General features: G+C 32.5%; 16 protein-coding genes and 1 tRNA gene. 10 read left to right on the forward strand and 7 right to left on the reverse strand.

Annotated features, from left to right (window positions below):
- Positions 1-41: 41 nt before the first annotated feature.
- A complete protein-coding gene (locus AXG55_RS09070) occupies positions 42-728 on the forward strand; it encodes a hypothetical protein (RefSeq protein WP_148697806.1) in 687 nt (228 codons plus the stop codon).
- A gap of 7 nt (positions 729-735) precedes the next feature.
- Here AXG55_RS09070 and AXG55_RS09075 read toward each other — a convergent pair whose 3' ends face one another.
- Both AXG55_RS09075 and AXG55_RS09080 read right to left on the reverse strand, forming a co-directional pair.
- On the reverse strand, positions 736-2277 hold the full coding sequence (locus tag AXG55_RS09075; protein WP_148697807.1) for an NAD(P)-binding protein: 1542 nt from the start codon (positions 2275-2277) through the stop codon (positions 736-738).
- Between the two features lie 46 nt (positions 2278-2323).
- The gene (locus AXG55_RS09080; RefSeq protein WP_233231106.1) at positions 2324-3055 is read right to left on the reverse strand and encodes an SDR family NAD(P)-dependent oxidoreductase; all 732 of its coding nucleotides are present in this window, start codon (positions 3053-3055) and stop codon (positions 2324-2326) included.
- A gap of 274 nt (positions 3056-3329) precedes the next feature.
- Between AXG55_RS09080 and AXG55_RS09085 the strand changes: the two genes are divergently transcribed.
- Genes AXG55_RS09085 through AXG55_RS09110 form a run of 6 tightly spaced genes read left to right on the forward strand, consistent with a single transcriptional unit; the run spans position 3330 to position 11059 of the window.
- On the forward strand, positions 3330-4814 hold the full coding sequence (locus tag AXG55_RS09085; protein WP_237244009.1) for a phytoene desaturase family protein: 1485 nt from the start codon (positions 3330-3332) through the stop codon (positions 4812-4814).
- 5 nt (positions 4815-4819) lie between these two features.
- On the forward strand, positions 4820-5380 hold the full coding sequence (locus tag AXG55_RS09090; RefSeq protein ID WP_148697810.1) for a hypothetical protein: 561 nt from the start codon (positions 4820-4822) through the stop codon (positions 5378-5380).
- Positions 5377-6516: a polyprenyl synthetase family protein gene (locus AXG55_RS09095; protein ID WP_148697811.1), complete on the forward strand. Its 1140-nt coding sequence runs from the start codon at positions 5377-5379 to the stop codon at positions 6514-6516. The genes AXG55_RS09090 and AXG55_RS09095 overlap by 4 nt, the downstream gene beginning before the upstream one ends.
- Positions 6513-8567, forward strand: a complete 2055-nt coding sequence (locus AXG55_RS09100; RefSeq protein WP_148697812.1) for a squalene/phytoene synthase family protein — start codon at positions 6513-6515, stop codon at positions 8565-8567. The genes AXG55_RS09095 and AXG55_RS09100 overlap by 4 nt, the downstream gene beginning before the upstream one ends.
- The gene (crtI, locus tag AXG55_RS09105) at positions 8554-10095 is read left to right on the forward strand and encodes a phytoene desaturase family protein (RefSeq protein ID WP_233231107.1); all 1542 of its coding nucleotides are present in this window, start codon (positions 8554-8556) and stop codon (positions 10093-10095) included. The genes AXG55_RS09100 and crtI overlap by 14 nt, the downstream gene beginning before the upstream one ends.
- A 34-nt stretch (positions 10096-10129) precedes the next feature.
- Entirely contained in the window at positions 10130-11059 is a 930-nt protein-coding gene (locus tag AXG55_RS09110) for a class I SAM-dependent methyltransferase (protein WP_148697814.1), read from the forward strand.
- Here the strand turns inward: AXG55_RS09110 and AXG55_RS09115 are convergent, their stop codons facing one another.
- Positions 11060-12196, reverse strand: a complete 1137-nt coding sequence (locus AXG55_RS09115; RefSeq protein ID WP_148697815.1) for a glycosyltransferase family 9 protein — start codon at positions 12194-12196, stop codon at positions 11060-11062.
- A 95-nt stretch (positions 12197-12291) separates the two neighbouring features.
- Here AXG55_RS09115 and AXG55_RS09120 point away from each other — a divergent pair, with 95 nt between their 5' ends.
- The 3 genes from AXG55_RS09120 to AXG55_RS09130 all read left to right on the forward strand — a co-directional run bounded on the left by AXG55_RS09120 (position 12292) and on the right by AXG55_RS09130 (position 15772).
- On the forward strand, positions 12292-13680 hold the full coding sequence (locus AXG55_RS09120; RefSeq protein ID WP_148697816.1) for an O-antigen ligase family protein: 1389 nt from the start codon (positions 12292-12294) through the stop codon (positions 13678-13680).
- A 145-nt stretch (positions 13681-13825) separates the two neighbouring features.
- A complete protein-coding gene (locus tag AXG55_RS09125) occupies positions 13826-15454 on the forward strand; it encodes a peptidase (RefSeq protein WP_148697817.1) in 1629 nt (542 codons plus the stop codon).
- Between the two features lie 66 nt (positions 15455-15520).
- A complete protein-coding gene (locus tag AXG55_RS09130) occupies positions 15521-15772 on the forward strand; it encodes a hypothetical protein (protein WP_148697818.1) in 252 nt (83 codons plus the stop codon).
- A 17-nt stretch (positions 15773-15789) separates the two neighbouring features.
- Here the strand turns inward: AXG55_RS09130 and AXG55_RS09135 are convergent, their stop codons facing one another.
- The 4 genes from AXG55_RS09135 to AXG55_RS09150 all read right to left on the reverse strand — a co-directional run bounded on the left by AXG55_RS09135 (position 15790) and on the right by AXG55_RS09150 (position 18881).
- Positions 15790-16461 (reverse strand): O-methyltransferase, encoded by a 672-nt coding sequence (locus AXG55_RS09135; RefSeq protein ID WP_148697819.1) that lies wholly within the window; start codon positions 16459-16461, stop codon positions 15790-15792.
- Between the two features lie 96 nt (positions 16462-16557).
- Positions 16558-16633: transfer RNA gene (locus tag AXG55_RS09140), tRNA-Phe, on the reverse strand.
- Between the two features lie 84 nt (positions 16634-16717).
- Positions 16718-17737 (reverse strand): hypothetical protein, encoded by a 1020-nt coding sequence (locus AXG55_RS09145; protein ID WP_148697820.1) that lies wholly within the window; start codon positions 17735-17737, stop codon positions 16718-16720.
- Complete coding sequence (locus AXG55_RS09150) at positions 17721-18881, reverse strand: hypothetical protein (RefSeq protein ID WP_148697821.1); 1161 nt, start codon at positions 18879-18881, stop codon at positions 17721-17723. The genes AXG55_RS09145 and AXG55_RS09150 overlap by 17 nt, the downstream gene beginning before the upstream one ends.
- Between the last annotated feature and the right edge of the window lie 4 nt (positions 18882-18885).

Consider the following 18885-nt stretch of genomic DNA (forward strand, 5'->3'; position numbering starts at 1 on the left):
ATAAGAATCTTGGCCATTCCTTTTTAAAATAGAGAGTTTTTATGTTTTACTGTAAAGTTAAATTCATTCAAATTGCTAAAAATTCATTAAAACCTTATTTTTTTGTATTATTCGCACTTTTTATTTCCGCCCATGCTCATGCCATTAAAAAATCAAATTGGTATGAATACCATCCTTTTTTATCTGGCGGATTTAAATTTAATGAATATAAAATATGCAATGAAATTATTCAAAAATGCCCTATTGAATCTGAAAGTCCATTTAAAGATAAAGAATGTGTGGAAAAATATCTTAACAAAATAAAAGAGTGTGAGCAGACAAAACGCCTCCTCACATTAAAAGATTTTTCTTATGATAGTTTAAAAGTAAAATCATTTGGCAAATTCACCCTTATTGATTTTGTTTCTTTAGGTGATGGTATGGATTCTTATTATATTATTTCTCCAGCTGGTTATTTGGTTGAAACAGCTGTAAATCCATTAGATTTTAATAAAAAACTCCAATCACACCATACTTTAAATTCAAATTTAGTATTAGATTTTGAAGAACCGGTTATGCAGTCAAATAAAAATGGAAAAAAAGTTTTCACCTCTATATTAAGTATGCGCAATTGCGTTGCGTGTGAAACAAATCTTTGCGCTAAAGTTCAATTTCATTTTTCAAGTCCTGGTATTCCCTTATCAATTCAAGCGCAGGAAAGTAATCAGTCTTGTATAGTTCATGATTGAAAAAAAATTATTTTAAATTAGAAAACCTCTGATTAAAAGCTCTTTCCCAAGCAATAATACCGCTTAATGAACTTGAAACGACTCCCTGTCCTGGAAAAACAGAATCTCCTACAATATATAATTTAGATATTTTATTAGGATGCTTAAATTCACTCGGTGTTGCAGGAAAAATCATGTTATAGGAATTTGTTATAAAACCCCCAACTTTCCCATCGGAACGTAAGGTATATTTTTCATAGGTTTTAGGGGTTGCAAATTCGCTCTCTATAACTTTAATTTGCAGAGCATTTTCAAGACGTTCTCTTAATTTTTCATGGTATGTTGTTTTTAATACCTCATTATATAACTTTATGTCCATATGAATCGTTGCAGTAAAGTGTCTTAAATGATTATTTTCTTCTGCTTGATAAACAGATAAATATAAAGAACTGTTTAATTCTATTATTTCATTATGACTACTAAATATCTGATGATACCAGGGTAATTGAGGAAAACTCTCCTTATTTTCAAAATAACCATAGAGAGCGCAAGCACCCCAAGACTCCTGCTTCAGCAGTTTATTTTGAAGTTTTTTGGTAAAAGAATTTTTTTCATTAAAAATTTTTAAAATATTCCACAAAGTCAAATTTAAAAATAGATTTTTTTTCACTAATATTTTTTTATTTATATGATGTCTTTTGTCATAAACATCTAATAAAAAACCTGCGTCAATTATTTGAATAGATTTAAGTTCATGTCCATAGGATATTTTTAATCCTTTTTTTTGAATTTGTAATGACAATTTATAAAAGTAAGTGCGCATACCTCCTTGCAAGCGATATATGCCGTATCCTAATATACTAAGCCCCATAATTCCAAATAGAGAGGGTACTTTCTTCATTTCATTTTGAACAGTATCAAGCAATAATGAGTTTATTACATTTTTACTTTTAAAATGATGATTTTTAAGACCCATTAATTTTGTGAGCATATTAAAATTCAAAAATGTTAAAAATAAAATTGTCAACTTATTTTTAATTTTTACAAAAATCTTAATATTTGAAAATAACTCTAAAAAGGAATACATTGGTATTTTTGGAATTTTTCCTAATGACTCCCAAAGTGGGCGTGTTACATTATTTGAAAATAAAAATATTTTTTGTAACACATGCTGTTCATCATAATTTAACTCCCCACTTTTAACAATGACATTAGATTCTGAATCTATGGACACAACAGTTTTGTCATTGGGAAAATGAAAATGAATATTTTCAATTTTATCGAAGTGCCATTCAGAAGTCGCATTTTCAAAACCAATTGAAAATAATTTACTTTGCAGTTCTCCTTCATGAAGCGCAACAAGCTGCGTTGCTCCCACATCATATAATGATTTTGGATGCCCCCTAGCAAAGTAACCCGCGCAGCCCCCAGGAGAATCGTGCTGTTCAAACAGCGCATTTTTTTCATGAATTTGCGAAAGAGCAACTAGTTTTGCCGCAGCCAATCCCCCTGCACCTGCGCCGATGATCACATTGTCATAGACCTCTATTTCGGGATTTAACTCATTCATAAATTGTCTTTTTGTTACTATAAAATTTCATGCAGAAAGAATTTCCTTATATTTTAGGAGGCGTACGTACGTGAGATAGTCCTCCATCTACCGATAGAATTTGACCTGTGATAAACGAACTCTTATCACTTAATAAAAAGGAAATAGCGTTGGCAACATCGATAGGTTCTCCAATTCTTTTGATAGCATTTAAGGTTACTGTTGATTTTACAGCCAATTCATTTTGCACTAAAAATTTAGCCATTTTTGTATTTGTAAGAGAAGGAGCAATACAATTGACCCTTATTCCATAATTAGCGTATGTCATAGATAAACTGCGCGTTAAAGCTTCTACAGCGCCTTTCGCAGCAGAAATCGCCTCATGATTCATCAAACCCACCTGAGCCGCCACAGATGAAATTAAAATAATATTACCACTCTTTTGTTTTTGCATAACTGGTAAGACATTTTTTAAAGCATAAAAAATACTATTTAAATTGAGATCAATTACTTTATTCCAATCATCAATTTCCATATTATGCAATGGTTTTAAAACAATGGAGCCAATGAGATGCACATATTCATCTATACGCTGATAATTTTCAGTAATATTTTGAATTGCACTTTTTATTTTTTCAGGATGAGTCGCATCAGCATAAAAAACACCTTCATTTTTCATGCTATCTTGCTGCTCGCGAACAATTTGAACAATTTTTTTATTTGAAGATTCAATAGAAATTAACTTTTTACTAATTTCTGAATTGCCGCCATTAATCAAAAGAACTTTTTCATTTTCCATGAAGTTTTCCTTTAAAAAAAAGTAAAAATGAATACGTAGCACACAGATCATATGAAATTACATTTAATTTCGATAAGAGTAAACATAATAATAAAAAAATTATAATTATATTCTATATTGAAATAAAATTTTAAGATTATGGGTTATCATTTAAAAAAAATAAGTTTTGTAAAGTTAATTTTCAATTTCTTGAAAATTTTTTTTTATTATGTTACATGTAAAGTGTGTATTTTTATAAAATTAAATTAGGAGAGCAAAAATTAAAGTAGCAGTTATTGGCTCTGGGGTTGGCGGCTTATCTACCGCCGCACTTTTAGCAGCAAAAGGCTTTAAAGTAGATGTATTCGAACAAAGTAGCCAATATGGAGGTAAAATGTTTCGCTACACAAATAGCGAAAGCCTCTCGTGGGATACGGGACCTACTTTAATTTCTTTGCCGCAAGAAATTACCAAAATTTTTCAACTTTTACAAAAAGAGCCACCACAGCTCATTCCTGTAACTTCAGGGTGCCGCCTTGTGTTTTCAGATGGAACAGACTGGACTTTGCCGGCAGGTGAGAAAAATTTACTGCAATACTTTAAAGAAAAAGATTATCAACTCTTCGAAAATTTTTCACAAATTTTAAAGATATCCAGTAATATTTTTGATTTTGCTGAAAAAAATATTTTTCACACCGATCCGCCTTCCACAATGAGCCTCGGAATGAAATCACTCTCCTCAGGATTATTTTTTCGACATCCTAAGGTAACTTTAACACCTTATACGAAAGTTGTTGATTCATTAATTTCTAATAAAAATTTAAGAGAATTTTTCTATCATTTTGCCAGTTATGTAGGAGTAAATCCCGATAAAGCGCAAGGTGGTATCCTGAGTATTGCCCATGTCGAACTCAATTCCGACATTGTGTTTCCCGCAGGTGGTGTTTATACAATTGCAGACAAACTCTACAAAGCAGCATGTGAATACAACGTTAAATTCTATTTCAATACCGAAGTCGTTGAGGCAAAAGCACACCCTCATGAGGACTCACCCCGAAGCTGGAATATTTGTTTAAAAAACAATAATGAAACAAGCTTTGCTTCCTACGACATTATTGTCTCAAACTCCGATCCCTTCGTAGCTGCAGAAAAATGGCTTTCTAATACACAATTAAAAAATTATTTTAGCTCCTACCTTAAAACAAATTCATTACGACCATCGGAAAGTCAGTTTGTGATTTTATTTGATTGGAAAGATGCATCTTCTCTTGTTCATCATGTTAAAATTTTCCCAAAAAGTTGGCGCCAAAGTTTTATAGATGTATGCGAAAATTTTAATTTACCAGAAGACCCTTGTGTTTACTTAGTTTGGCCTCATGCAACCGATAAATCAATATCACCGCGTATTCTTTATATTTCCGCCATGGCTCCAAACAATTTATCAGAAATATCTTGGAACCAGGATTTTTGTGATAAATATTCCGAAAAAATTCTTGATATTTGTAGAAAAAAACTTAATTTATCTTTTAAAGGAACGGTATTTAAAACGATCACTCCCATAGAATTAGAAAATCGAACGAGAAGTTTTAAAGGAGGAATTTATAGCGCGACATCATCCGAATATCAGCCTATGTCTTTTCACTTTTCAGGTCTTACTAAAGTACCAAATATCTATTTTGTAGGAGCGGGAGTTCACCCTGGTGCCGGAGTCACAATGGTCATGAAGTCAGCTCATAGAATCTCGAAACATATCATCCAAAAATTTACTAATTGGAAATGATTTATATGCAAGAACTAAAGATTTTAGCCTGTATTTTTTTATTTATATTCATTACCATAGCTTCAATAGATGGCATCTATTTTCATCTCTATAAATATAAACTTTTTGCAATAAAAGAAAGTAAAAAAGAACATTTATTGCACACGGCAAATTCTTTTTTATTTCCCTTCACTGTTCTTTTTTTATTTTTAGATACTTTTCAAGGTCTTTATCTATGGATTGGAATTTTTTTAACATTATTAACTTTAGTTATCGAATTTTTAGATGTTTTTGAGGAGAATAAAAGTCGCAAAAATCTAGGTGGACTGACAAGCTTAGAATATTCTATGCACTTTGCTATGTCGGGTTTAAGAGCTACATTTACAACGCTTATTTTAGTAAGTAAGCCACAACAACATTGGTCTATTTTCAAAAATGGATTGGCTTCAGAAATTCAATTAAGCGAATTCGATTACACAAAATTTATGGTTTATCCAATTTTTGTAATTGGTATTATTGTTTTTTTAATTCACTTTTCTCTCATATTTTACAAAAATGACTCCATTAAAGAGATAAAAATGATATGAATTATTTGAAAAAAGAAATATATTATTCCGATTTTGATTATTTTTTAGTGAAATTAAATAATTTAATTTCCCATGATATACATACTCATTTTTCTCAAAATAATCCTTTAGTATTTAAAGCAATTAAAAAAAGCTTGCTTAAAACAACGGAATCAGCTTTGTTATCAGAAGCTAAACGGATACGTCCTATGATCTGTTTTTGGTTGTTCCGGAATTATTATTTAAATGAAAACTTTACAGTAAATCTGTGCGATCTCACAGAACATGATAAGCACATTTTAAATAATGTAACTCAAGTGGCACTTGCAGTTGAAATTCTGCATTGCGCCAGCCTTGTTATAGACGACATTGAAGATGGAAGCACCGAGCGCCGCGGCAAAAACTCACTCCATCTTGAATTTGGTATACCACAGGCATTAAATGCTGGAAATTGGATGTACTTTCTTGCTTTAAAACAGTTGCCCGAAAATTTAAAAAATGAGGCTGTTGATACTTTATTTGACTGCCATATTGGTCAAGCCCTCGATCTCTCTAACATGGATAATGAGATTCCTCTTCTTCAATTTAAAGAATGCGATTCTTTAAGATGGGATTATTATCATAAATGTGCCACGTTAAAGACATCAAGATTAATTGATTTTGGAATTGAAGGCATGAATAAAATTTTAAATCTGGACAAAAAAACTTCTGCTGTTTTGGGTAAAATCTTTAAAAACTATGGAATTATTTATCAAATATATGATGACATTCGAAATTTCATACCTCATGTCAACAATGGAAAATTATATGAAGATTTAAACTCAGGTCTGAGAAGCGCTGTTGTTCTTTCATTTTTAGATGTATTGACAGATGAAGAAAAAACGGAAGCACGTAATGAATTTGAAAATAATAATTTTCCTACTTACTTTTTATCACACACTAAAAAAACATTAGGATTAAATAATTGTTTTTTAAAAGCAAAAAAATTATTAGAAATAAATAAATTCGATTTAAATTCAATTCATATTCAAAATAAATCTAAGGAGTATTTATCAAAAATTATAAAAAATCCATTTGATGAAATTGAATCGCATATATTCTCTATTATTAATAAACATTATCATGAACCTCTCATGAAAGAAAATGTGGCACTATGAATATTCTAGAGATGAAAAATTCTAAAATTTTAAAAATCGAAAATCAATCTCCTCTTATATTTTCAGCAATGAATGAAAAAACGCAATATGAATGGTTTTATATTGAAATTTTTCATGAAAATTCACATATTGTTTGTATTTTAAGTTTAAATGATTGCTTTGAAATTAAAGGCGACAATCAACAAGTTCCTTCCGTTTATATAACATGGCATCAAAATAATTCTATTACCGCATATTCTTATTCCTTTTATAAAGGCAATGAAAAAGAATTATTTATAAGTAAAATAATATCCTGGATTAAAAAAGAAACCCCCTTACTTGATTTATGGATTCCAGATCATTCTCTTGAAAAATATATTCATTTTACTTTGCAACTGCCAATTGATATTCAAGAAAATGAAAATTTTGACAGCCTTAGGTTAAATGAAAAAGGAAATCATTTTTGGCAATTTTTAAAATATGGCAATAATGCTCAAGGTGCCATAGAATTATTTACAATAAAAAATAATAATTCTCTCGCTCATAAAGTAAAACGCTTTTCCGATTTTTATGATTACCCCTTAAAATATAAGTTACAAAAAAACCAAATAAAACGCTGTGTTTTTCAAAATGCAACTATATATTTTGATCATAATGCAGGTTTTGAATCATTATACAATTTAAAAGATCATTGGTACTGGTGGCATGCAAAACAAAATGAACAATATGAGGTAGCTTATTATTTTCCTAAACTGTCTTCTATGTATTATGTTTCAGGAGGCAATAATACGTTAACAACACAAATACTAGATGCTCAAGAAAAGAATGTAACACTTAAAAAAGCGCTCTCTATTTTTGGAGTTTCTTATCCTAAAAAAATTAAATCATTATTATTTAAAGAAATAACTCATCATAAATTAATAGAATCAGCACCTTTTTATTTAAGAAGATCCACTTCAAAAAATTTAACATCTACCATTGAAATTTTAAATCCAATAAAAATCAGTCATAAATTAAACCAATTTTTATTATCATCACGTAAAATCTATATTATAGAAGATATAAAATCACAATCTGACTTAAGTAGTTATTATTCTTTTCAAGATATATGTAAAAATATTACTTGGGCAAATGGAAAATCCTTTTATATTTCATCACTTGTCTTACCATTTGAACAAAGAAATAATGCTTATTTTATATATACGCTCTGCCGTATTATAGATGATGCTACAGACGAAAAGAATTCCTTTATAACTAATCAAAAAAAAGGTGTCAATTTTTCAAATCAATTATTAGATATTCTATGGTCTGAAGATTATGAATTTCCAGAAGAATTTATTAGTAATTTAACCAATCATATATCACATTGCTTATTTGCTGTTATTGATATAAATTCAGCGCGAAACTTTATGAAGCAAGCAAAGATGTTAATTGAAAGTCTAAACATTGAAAAATGTTACTTTCAGGAACTTCTTGAAGGTCAGCTCATGGATGAGAATTTTTCACAACCCTCAACCATTACCGAATTTAATTTATATTGCTATCGCGTAGCTGGAGTTGTTGGCATCATGATGGCTAAAATCTTTCAAACTCCAGAAAATAATGCGGCTCTATTTGCTGCAGAAAAACTGGGTCTTGCTATGCAAATTACAAATATCTTGCGTGATGTTAAAGAAGATTATGAAATGCAAAGAGTTTATATTCCACAATCTCTATTTGAAAAGTTTCAGCTGGATGGCTCATCTCTATTTTCTTCCAATCACATAGATATTGAAAATAAAGCAAAAATGGTGCATGAATTATCTAATATTGCTATTTCATATTATCGTATCTCTTTAGATGGTATTAAATACATTCCTTCACTTAGAGCAAAAATATGTGTTAAATTAATGATCGCTGTTTATGGCTCTATTTTAGGTCGAATTCTTATCGATAAAAATATTATTTTTAAAAAACGCGTTGTCATTTCTCATTTCAAAAAAATAATTATATTTTTAAAAGTCATTTTTGGTTTGCATCCTTTAAAAGTTGCTAAATTATTAAATGAAAAGGATATTTATGAAAAAATATGATGTTGTTGTTGCAGGCGCAGGGTTTGGCGGATTAGCAAGCGCGCTCACATTACAAAGCATGGGGCTCTCTGTAGCTCTGATAGAAGCACTCGATAAAATTGGTGGTCGCGCTTATGTTGAAAATAGCAAAGGATATTTATTTGATCGAGGACCTTCTATTATCACAGCCCCCTTTTTAATTGACGATATTTTTGCTATGTCTGGTATAAATCGAGAAGATTATTGTCAATTTGTTCCTGTAGATCCCTTTTATAAAGTTGTTTTTCACGATGACACAAGCATTTCTCATTATCATTCCGAAAATAAATTTTTAAATGAAATACAAAATATTTCTCCTGAAGATATTGAGGGAGTCAAATCTTTTTTTGATCAAGCGGATAAAATATTTCAAAAAGGTTTTATTGAATTAGGCGATAAAAACTTTTCCAATCCCTTTAGTATGCTCGGAGTGGCGCCTCAGCTTTTAAAATTAAATGCCATTCGTCCCGTATATTCTATGGTTTCCCGATTCGTAAAAAGTGAAAAAGTGCGACAATTTTTAAGTTTTCATCCTCTTTTAATCGGTGGTAACCCCTTCCGCGCATCTGCTGTTTATAGCTTGATCAATCGCTTAGAAAGAGCATATGGCGTTTATCATCCCATAGGAGGAATGCACGCTCTTGCCACCGCATTTCATAAACGATTTTCTGAATTAGGCGGTGAAACTTTTTTATCTTCACCAGTAGAAACTGTAATAAAAAATAACAATGGTTTATTTGAAATTATAACGCAATCTAAGCACTTTGAATGCCAAAATTTAGTCGTCAATGCCGATATGCATCGCTTCGTAAAAACAGTATTAAAAGGTGATGCTTATCCTAGAAAACTTTCTCGTAAATTAAATCGCGCTGATTTAAGTATGTCCGCATTTTTAATGTATTTTGGAACAAATAAACAGTGGCCCGAATTGTGCCAACATACCATTGCTCTGGGACCTCGTTATAAAGAACTTCTCGACGATATTTTTATTAAAAAAGTTGAATTTGAAGATTTTAGTGTTTACATTCATATTCCCACTCGCACCGATGCATCCTTAGCCCCCGCAGGAGGAGAAGTTATTTATGCACTCGTTCCGGTTCCTAATCTTTCCAGCAAAACCAATTGGGAAGAATACAAACCTATTATTGCGCAACGCGTTAGAAAATTTTTAGAAGAAAAGTTTTTACCTGGTTTAAATAATTCCATCGTAACAGAAAGTATATTTACTCCACTTGATTTTGAAACTACTCTGCGCAGTCACTTAGGTAACGCATTCGGATTGGAACCGTGGCTCATGCAAAGTGCGGGATTCCGCCCTTCAAACTCCTCTCCTGAAATTGAAGGGCTTTATTTTGCAGGTGCCAATACCCAACCAGGAGCAGGTTTACCAGGTGTTATTTTAAGCGCAAGGATCACTTGCCGCCTTTTAGCAAAAGACATTGGGGCACAAAAAATGCCCGCGTTGCTTGCAAAGCTACCTAAAACATTTTCTTACGTAAATTCCATTTAAGTCATTTCAAACTCATTATTATAGAAAATGAATTATGAAAACAACGAAACAATGTCCTATTTGTCTAAAATGTGATTCTCATTTTTTAATTTCAACCCAAGCCCATATGCAAAATGAAAAAAAAATTTTTTCATTTGATAAATGTAACTTTTGCGAATCCATTTTTTTAATAAATCCACCAAATGAGGAAGAAATTTCAAACTACTACAGTAAAGAATACTTTCCTTATTTAAGTGAAAAAGCTTGGGGGAAATATTCTTATTTTGTAAAATTATGGGGCGATAAATTGAATAAAAAAAGAGTTCAATTTGTCATAAAACAGTTTAAAAACTTTACCCCTGAAACACAGATTATAGATTTTGGCTGCGGCAGCCCTACCTTTTTAAAAAATTTAAAAAATAAAACTCAATCGCATTGCATTGGCTTTGATTTTTCAGACAATGGATGGAATCAAGACAAAGAAAATTTTAAAGATCTTGAACTTATATCAAAAGATTTTAAAAGCATTTCTTTCTTAAAAAAATTTAATATTATAACCATGTGGCATAGCTTAGAACATCATTTTCATCCTAAAGATCTCATTTCTCATTTTTATAAATTAAGCTCAGAAAATGCTTTATTAATAATAGAAGTTCCCAATTATAACTCTTTGACTCGATTTATTCAGAAGGAAAATTGGGCTGGATTTCACACACCAAGACACAGTGTCATTTATACTCCACAAACACTACAATACTTACTTGAAAATGAAGGATGGAAAGTTCAAAAAATTTATAGGTATGGCACCTTAGACAGTTATACCTTATGGTGGCTAGGAAAATTAGAGAATTTACAAAAAAATAAACACAGTGATTTGGAAAAATTATTTTTACATTTCGTTTTCTTTAAAATTCTTTATTTTCCCTTATTTATTTTTGAAAAGTTTTTTAATTTTGGAGTGATGACCTTAGTATGTAGGAAATAATCAAATAAAACTTTTTAACTCATAAAAAACATCGTCCACAGTTAAATCTTCTAAGCATTCTCTTTTCAAAAGTTTACAAGTGTTGCTCGAGCATTGAATACAACCTTTGTTACGTTGCAAGGCGCGGTGTTTTTCATAATTGGGATGACACCAACTTAAGGGAACAGTGGGGCCGTGTAACTCTAATGTGCGTGCGCCCGATGCGACAGCAACATGGCTCAAGCCGTTGGAGTTTCCAACCCAGAGTAAGGCTTTTTGGGATAAAACGCCGGCCTCACGAAGATTTAATAAAGGCGGAAAATGACTTAATTGGGGATTCAGCCCCTTTTCAGTGAGCTTTTTTTGTAAAGAATGATGCAAGCTAAGGACAAACTCATCTTCCCCAGGCCCCCAAAGCCAGACAATCGCAATGCCGCGTTCCTGAATTAATTTTAAGCCTAAATTCACAAAATGTTCTCCAGGCCATCGGCGCACCGCATGACGATGAGTCGGACTTAATACGACGAAATTTTGAGTTTTATTTTCATTATTTTGAGTATTAAATTGAAATTCAGAATAAATCCAATTTTCAATTTTATTTTTATTTTCATCAGAAAGAGGAAGCAAAGGATTTATTTTTAAATATTGAGCTTGATCGTATTGAATTCCCAAAGGCTCTAGTAAATTTAATCGCGCATGACCTAAGTAACCCTTGTCCAATTTTTCACGCGCTAATAAATTACTGTAAATAAAATTGCGAATGGGATTAACGGCAAAACTTATTTTTCTAGGAGCTCCCGTAAGCCATGCCTGAATCGCAGTACGAGGATTGTTCATGGCATCGATCACAATGGAATATTTGCGATTTCTGACTTTAAAAACAAAAGAAATAGATTGAAATAAAAACTGTAATCTGTGCTTAAAAGCTTGATAAGGAGAAACCCGAGGCTCTTTCTTTTTTTTCCAAATGGGGTAATAGAAGACATTGCTTAAATAGGGGTTGCCTTCAAGAAGTTGTCGCGCCATGGGGTGCGCCCACCAGTCAATTTGAGCGTTGGGATAATGCTTTTTTAAGACTTCTGCTAAGGGTGTCCCTAACAAGACGTCACCCAATTGCCTTGGCAGAATGATTAAAATTCTTTCTTCTTTTGCGCTCATTTTTTTACCCCCTTGACATGGCAGTAAAGCCAAGTGAGGCTTAACATGTAAATGATAAATTGCAAATTTTTTTCTTCAACCTTTAGGACAAATTTATGGCTTTAAATATAATTTTCTTTATTTTACCGTTTCTAATGTATTTAGGAATTGCCTTACAAGGTGCCTCATTTTATGTTATTTGTATACTTATTCCTAGCTTATATTTTATTACAAATAAAAAAGAAATTCCAAAATTTATCACTTCTATTGCTCTTTTTCTTATCGCACTCCATATTATTTTTCCCATTACAAGCTTAATGAATTACATTTTTCCAAGTTCTCTTTTTCCTGATTTTACTTATGAAATTGAACTCAAGTGGCCAGGAATATTGCTCAGCAATTTTCCTTCTGCTTTTTTTATTGGTAGCGCTATTATATTATTATTATCTTTATTTAGCAAAAAAAATGCGAAATCGTCACATAAAAAAACATCCGCATCACTAGAAATCATGCCCCTTAAGTATTTCTTATCGGGATTACTACCTGCCTCCATTTTATTTTGCATTGCTCTAATTTATCAATCCTACTCTGGTATCGACTTCCGTTCCTTAAGAGGTGGCATCCTTGCCGATACAGAGTTACTTGATAACGGAAAATACCGTGTGTATGGCTTTTATGGTCACCCCCTTACCGTTGCCGGCGCCTGTTTAGCTTATGCTTCCTTTGCATGGACTCTTTTATGGCAATCTATTACTCATAAATCAAATGTAAAATTTCATTTTATTTCATTATATCATAAAAATTTCTTTCCACAAATCTCACTCGCCATCATTACTTTTTGTAACTTTTTTATGATTATCTTAAGCTCTGGAAGAACTGCAGCTATGGCTTGTATCTTTATACTTATTACTATTCCATGCATATTATATATTCGTAAAAAACCTATAGTCACTTTATCTGTTACATTAATTGTTGTAATTTCAAGTTTTTTTATAGCAAAAAATGCGGGCTTAATTGATAGAATTAATCTTACTACAACTTCTGTTACCCAATCCCATTCTTTGGATAACGGCAATTATCGTCAATACTTTTGGAAGGTCTATACCCAAATGTTTCTGGATAAGCCTTTTGTGGGGCAAGGAAATTATTGGATAAAAGCAGGTGTAAGAGAAAAATATTATGACAAAATGGGTTATGGAGATTTGACTGAAAAGTACAATGCTCATAATAATTATCTCGAAATATTAGCTTGTGGAGGCCTTCTTGCTGCGACTTGGATTTTATTTTTTCTTATTAATTTAGGAAAAACTTTAACTCAAAAATTAAGAGAACAAAAAGGAGCTTACGTATATTTACCTTTTTGCTTCGCCGTTGCAATTATTTCAAATTTAATTCATTCACTCACTCAAAATGTTTTTTTTGATTCCTCTGTTATTTATATTTATTTAACTTTACTTTTTGTTTTAATATGGCAAATTTCTGCTAACGAAAAATTAAAAACATAAAACCTACCAATATCCTTTTCTAATTATTCAATATTGACAATACTAAATTAACAGATTAACTTCTGCATTGAAGTACCGGTAGTTCAATGTCTTAATCAAAAAAATTTCACAGATATTATTATTCATAAATATCAGGAGTAGAGTGATGTTTAAAAAAGTTTTTTTGCGGAAAATTCCCATTGCTATCGCACTTGGAATAGCATCAACAGCACAAGCTGAAAATGAAATTAATTTAGAACAGTTTTTAATAGATTTTTATAGTAATCCTATTGAGACAATGAATAAAATACCTCCTAAATCTCAAATTTACCGATCTCAATCAAATTCACCGCAATTTTCACAAGAAGAAATTACATCACAAAATTTTATAGAAAAAAAAGATAAGATTAGAAGTAAAATTATTCGAAATGGGAATAAATCAAAAAAAAGGATTTCTCCCTACTCTGCCTATTTAGGAAATGATAATCCACAAAATTTGATTGATAAACCAGAGAATTTTATTGATAATATTTATGTTATTGACTCTAAAAATATTGCTTCTGCAAGACTCAATTTTCAACCCTGGTCGGGAAGTTATTGGCCACTTTCAGAAGCCTCTATCGCAAGTCGTTACACCGACCTCAATAGGCCCAAAAATGATGTTAATAAATATTCCGAATATATTTTACAGCAATTTCCTGCAGAAAACTTAGTCTCTGAAGGAAAAACAAATTCACTCTCACCTGCTGAAAAATATGATTTATTGATGAATGATAAAAATTATACTTTGACAAATTCCATATTAAGTGAAGTAAAAAACTATGGTAAATTTGAAGGTTGGGAAGGAATTTGTCACGGGTGGGCTCCTGCCGCCTACATGTACAAACGTCCTATCCGCAGTGTCTCCGTTGCAAATGCAGAAGGAAAATCAATCACATTTTATCCAGCTGACATTAAAGCACTCACTTCGTTACTTTGGGCAAACTTAAGTTACACAAGCAAATTTGTCGGAGGGCGCTGCAATGAAAAAAACCCGGCACGAGATGCTAACGGACGCATTCAAAGCCAAGATTGCTTTGACACAAATCCAGGCTCTTTTCATTTAGCGCTGGTTAATCAAATTGGAATCAACAAGAAATCTTTTGTCTTTGATGCCACTTATGATTTTCAAGTTTGGAATCAACCGCTTGTATCTTATTCATACTATTATTTTAATCCCCAAACCGGTCAAGCAAGCTCTAAGAGCTCCGATGTCATGATTAAAGCTTCCGATTTCAAAAGAGATCCCTTTAAATCTTATCGCTCCCAAAATTCTTCCTTTATTGTGGGTGTCAAAACAAAAGTCGAATATATTGGTGAAACCTGGCAAGACGCTTCAACCCGCGATAATCCAAGTCGAGATAGCGTTGTGGCAGTTGAATATATTTACGATTTAGAAATCGACACCAGCGGAAAAATAATTGGTGGTGAGTGGTATCAAACTGCACATCCCGATTTTATGTGGACGCCCACAAGCAATTCCGATATTACGACAAATCTTGTGCCAAGCCCTACAAATTATAATTATGAATACATATTCAAGTACCATAATTATATGTGGAATGAAAATCCCACACGCCCTGTTTCAGAATGGACTTACTATTCCGCTTATGCCGCAAAGCAGAGACGCGTTCCCCTTGAAAACATCATCCGTAACTTAACAGCTTGGGCCTCCATGGAACACGGCGGAGAAGCACCAGAAAACTGTAAACAACCTTGCGTGCCAAGTATTTATAAATGGCATAACTATGAATAACATTTTTCATGATAAAATTTTTTAAGCAGAATATCTTTCATTCTGCTTAAAAAAGGGAATAAACTTATGAGTTCTAAATCAGAAAATGCACCTCCTGACCTTGAATCTCTTGCTAAAGAATATGTAAATTCAAAAAAAGAACTACAAGAATTCACAAAAGCAGAAGAGGGTCCTGTGGAATATAAATGGGAATTGGTATTACGAGAAATCATAAGAAAAATGAAGACAGGTCACATTGAAAATAAAGACAGATTGATAACTATCAATAAAAAAATAAAAGATTATGTCGAAGAGTTTTTTTCAAAACATGCGAATTAAATAAACAGCAGTACAGATTATTTTTTCACAGCAACCATCATCCCTTCACCTGTTGGCAAAAAGGTCGTGACTAAGTTTTCACTTGCAGCGCACTTTTGATTAAATTCACGCATGGCAAGAACTAAGTTCCCTAATTCACCTTGTGGCAACTCTTCTTCACCAATAAAACCAAAAACAAAAACATTGTCTGCAATTAACAGCCCCCCTGTCCTTAAATTCGCAAGAGCCCAATCAAAGTAATGGGGATAATTTATTTTATCGGCATCGATAAATATCAAATCAAAAGGACCTTCTTGATTCAGCGTAGGCAGAGTTTCTAGCGCTTTACCAGGTATAATTTGAATTTTATCTGCCAAACCCAAATCATGAAAAACCTCGCTTGCTACAGAGACATGATGAGCACTTTGCTCGCATGTGTATAGTTTCCCTTCTGGAGGCAAGGCATTTGCTAAAAACACCGCGGAATAGCCACATAACGTGCCAATTTCAACTATTTTTTTAGCCTGCACAGAACGAGCAAGCACCTCAAGATTACGCCCATCTGTAGGGACAACTTGAAGGGGCGGAGTCCCGCGTTTTTTAGCAATTTGTAGGGTATGCTGCAGCTGTGGTGCTGTTTCGATTTGAAGAAGGGATTCGACATAGCGAGAGACCGCTGGCGACATATTTGAATAAGACTTAGGACGCATATTTAAACCTTATTTCTTTAAATGAAACCAAGCTTATTTATATACTATTTAATTCATTTAAAAAGGAAGATAAGAAAAAAAGAGAAGAGAAAAGGATGGTGGCACCTCCCGGAATCGAACCGGGGACACGTGGATTTTCAATCCACTGCTCTACCGACTGAGCTAAAGTGCCAACCTTTGGTAGGACTGTGACTAATACACGAATGCAAGATCAGTCAAGCATCCGAGCAAAGTTTTTTTCATTTTTTTTTAATGCTTACTTATTGATCAAAATTTCACCTCGTATGGCCGTTTCTTGAGCTATTTTGATTGAGGAATAAGCAAAAACCGTCCCATGAACCATTTTTTGGGAAGCTTTTAGAATGCTGTTCACTTTAGAACAAGCAATAGCCTCTTTCCCCACTGCCAGGGATGCGGCAATTTCTGCTCCCTTTGCAACCGTACATACCGGTAGAGCCGCCCCTGTGGCTAGACAAGTGGCAACAGCTTCCGCTAAACACGCAGAAAGTTGTAGTTTCGCAGCATCCAGCGCCGCACGAGAAAACTTACCACCGAGAGCATCCCAGTCACAATGAGGAGAAAAGGGTTCCATGTAACATTTTGTATTAAAAGATGCTGTATCAGGAATAAAAAGTGAGGCTTGATTTTTAGAAAATAATATCCCACCAGGTGAGAGCATATAAGACACAGCCTCTCGGGAAGGCTCGGAAGAACGCTTTTCCCAAAGAAAGTCCTGTGGAGGTACATAAATAAAATTCCCTAGATATGTCTGCTGCACCTCCTCAAAAATAGGTGCCAAATGTGAATTTAAGCTTTCATAGGCACTTCCCGCGGCGCATGTTGTCAGCTCAAAAGAGCCCTCTTCTTTTCCCACCACATCAAACAGAGCATCAAAAGAACAATAGTTTTTATGAGAAGAGGACAATGCCTGCTTTAGAGGTTTTTTATCGGCAAATACCCCTCGTTTCATATCGACACTGCTCTGAAAGGCAGAACTGGGATTCAAAGCAGCAAATGCAATAGAGTTCATAAGATGAGAGGATGAGAAAGATCCGCTTTCCCAAAGCCCTTGCGAACGCTCTTCCTGGAAAAAAGAAGCCTCAGAAACCGCCAAAGCAGATTGAGTCATTTCATCGCTAAAACCTCTTATTTGTTGCTGAAATAAAATAATAAATCCTCCTAAAGCAATAAAAAAAAGAGGTAAAATAAAAATCATTTCCACTAAAGACTGTCCTTGCTCCGTATTTTTATTTTTTATTTTAGAAAAATTCTGCATTTTTATTTTCCTCCTGAGAAATAAGAGGCGTCCATTTGGGATAAAAAAAAGATTTGATAAATTGTCCCTCAGATAAAGAACATTGTGATATATTTTCAAAGTCACGTTCTTTTAAAAAATCACCGTTCCAATTATTATTTTGTGTACATATAAAATAAGGATGAGTTATTCTAAACTTAATTTTTTTTGAAACTCCTGAAAGTAGGGTTTTATCAGACAAATTTAAATTTTTAAAAAAAGGTATGATATCAAGAAATTTTGCAATAACAGTAAATTTAGGGTTTTCTTCTATTGAATTTACTGAATAAAATAACGTTGATTTTAAAAATTCAAATGAATTTTTAGGATTGACATACCAAATACCATAAAATTCCTTTTTTAACATCACATCAAAATTTTTATAACTTAAAATCGTATTAGTTTCAGAAGAAGACAATAAAGAAAAAGAAACATTTATAGAACCAAATAATTTCGGCACATGTTTTATAACACAATTCTCTTTTTCAAGATAAAATCGATAAAGATGTTCAAATAAAAAAATATTATGAAAACCCGGTTTCTTATAATATTTTTCCTGCGTTTCGAGAGCAAAACAAAAAGTATTGGCATTGCTTGCGGGGATAAAAAAAGACTGTAACTCCTGGGGTAACAATGCCACAATTTTTTTATTTTTTTCATGCAATGATTTTGCAACAAATAATCCACGAGCCGTTTGATTTTGTAATGAAGTATAAAGAATATTTATATTTTTAGAACTAACTGAAGATAAGTAACTTTCTTTTGACTTCATTTTCACAGTTTTCTTTTTATTTAAAACTCCATAGGTATCCCAATAAGGCTGTGTAAAACCAACATAAAGTCCGATTTCTGCTGCTTCGGCAAAAGCATTTTGTGCGACTGCAAGAGAAGCTATGATGTTTTGATTGTTCATAGAAATTTGATTCAGCGCATGCGCAACCAGGGAAGCTTTTTTTAATCCTTGTTCGCGCACCTTTTGAATTTGGGAATAATTTTTAAAATATGCTTCTGCAAAAAAAAGAAAATAAACACTACATAACAGTGTAAAAATCAAAAAGATAAGACCTGTAACCAGCGCTTGGCCTGACTCGTTATCTTGTTTATGCTTAAAATATTTTTTTTTCATAAAT

It is taken from the genome of Silvanigrella aquatica, assembly GCF_001907975.1.
Taxonomy (GTDB): Bacteria; Bdellovibrionota_B; Oligoflexia; order Silvanigrellales; family Silvanigrellaceae; genus Silvanigrella; species Silvanigrella aquatica.

What these genes read in the sequence shown, in the direction of transcription:
- AXG55_RS09100 (WP_148697812.1), top strand. Translation starts at nt 6,513, where the DNA reads ATGAATATTCTAGAGATGAAAAATTCTAAAATTTTAAAAATCGAAAAT.
- AXG55_RS09080 (WP_233231106.1), bottom strand. Translation starts at nt 3,055, where the DNA reads ATGGAAAATGAAAAAGTTCTTTTGATTAATGGCGGCAATTCAGAAATT.
- AXG55_RS09115 (WP_148697815.1), bottom strand. Translation starts at nt 12,196, where the DNA reads ATGAGCGCAAAAGAAGAAAGAATTTTAATCATTCTGCCAAGGCAATTG.
- AXG55_RS09125 (WP_148697817.1), top strand. Translation starts at nt 13,826, where the DNA reads ATGTTTAAAAAAGTTTTTTTGCGGAAAATTCCCATTGCTATCGCACTT.
- AXG55_RS09110 (WP_148697814.1), top strand. Translation starts at nt 10,130, where the DNA reads ATGAAAACAACGAAACAATGTCCTATTTGTCTAAAATGTGATTCTCAT.
- AXG55_RS09070 (WP_148697806.1), top strand. Translation starts at nt 42, where the DNA reads ATGTTTTACTGTAAAGTTAAATTCATTCAAATTGCTAAAAATTCATTA.
- AXG55_RS09135 (WP_148697819.1), bottom strand. Translation starts at nt 16,461, where the DNA reads ATGCGTCCTAAGTCTTATTCAAATATGTCGCCAGCGGTCTCTCGCTAT.
- AXG55_RS09075 (WP_148697807.1), bottom strand. Translation starts at nt 2,277, where the DNA reads ATGAATGAGTTAAATCCCGAAATAGAGGTCTATGACAATGTGATCATC.
- AXG55_RS09150 (WP_148697821.1), bottom strand. Translation starts at nt 18,881, where the DNA reads ATGAAAAAAAAATATTTTAAGCATAAACAAGATAACGAGTCAGGCCAA.
- AXG55_RS09120 (WP_148697816.1), top strand. Translation starts at nt 12,292, where the DNA reads ATGGCTTTAAATATAATTTTCTTTATTTTACCGTTTCTAATGTATTTA.
- AXG55_RS09130 (WP_148697818.1), top strand. Translation starts at nt 15,521, where the DNA reads ATGAGTTCTAAATCAGAAAATGCACCTCCTGACCTTGAATCTCTTGCT.
- crtI (WP_233231107.1), top strand. Translation starts at nt 8,554, where the DNA reads ATGAAAAAATATGATGTTGTTGTTGCAGGCGCAGGGTTTGGCGGATTA.
- AXG55_RS09145 (WP_148697820.1), bottom strand. Translation starts at nt 17,737, where the DNA reads ATGCAGAATTTTTCTAAAATAAAAAATAAAAATACGGAGCAAGGACAG.
- AXG55_RS09090 (WP_148697810.1), top strand. Translation starts at nt 4,820, where the DNA reads ATGCAAGAACTAAAGATTTTAGCCTGTATTTTTTTATTTATATTCATT.
- AXG55_RS09095 (WP_148697811.1), top strand. Translation starts at nt 5,377, where the DNA reads ATGAATTATTTGAAAAAAGAAATATATTATTCCGATTTTGATTATTTT.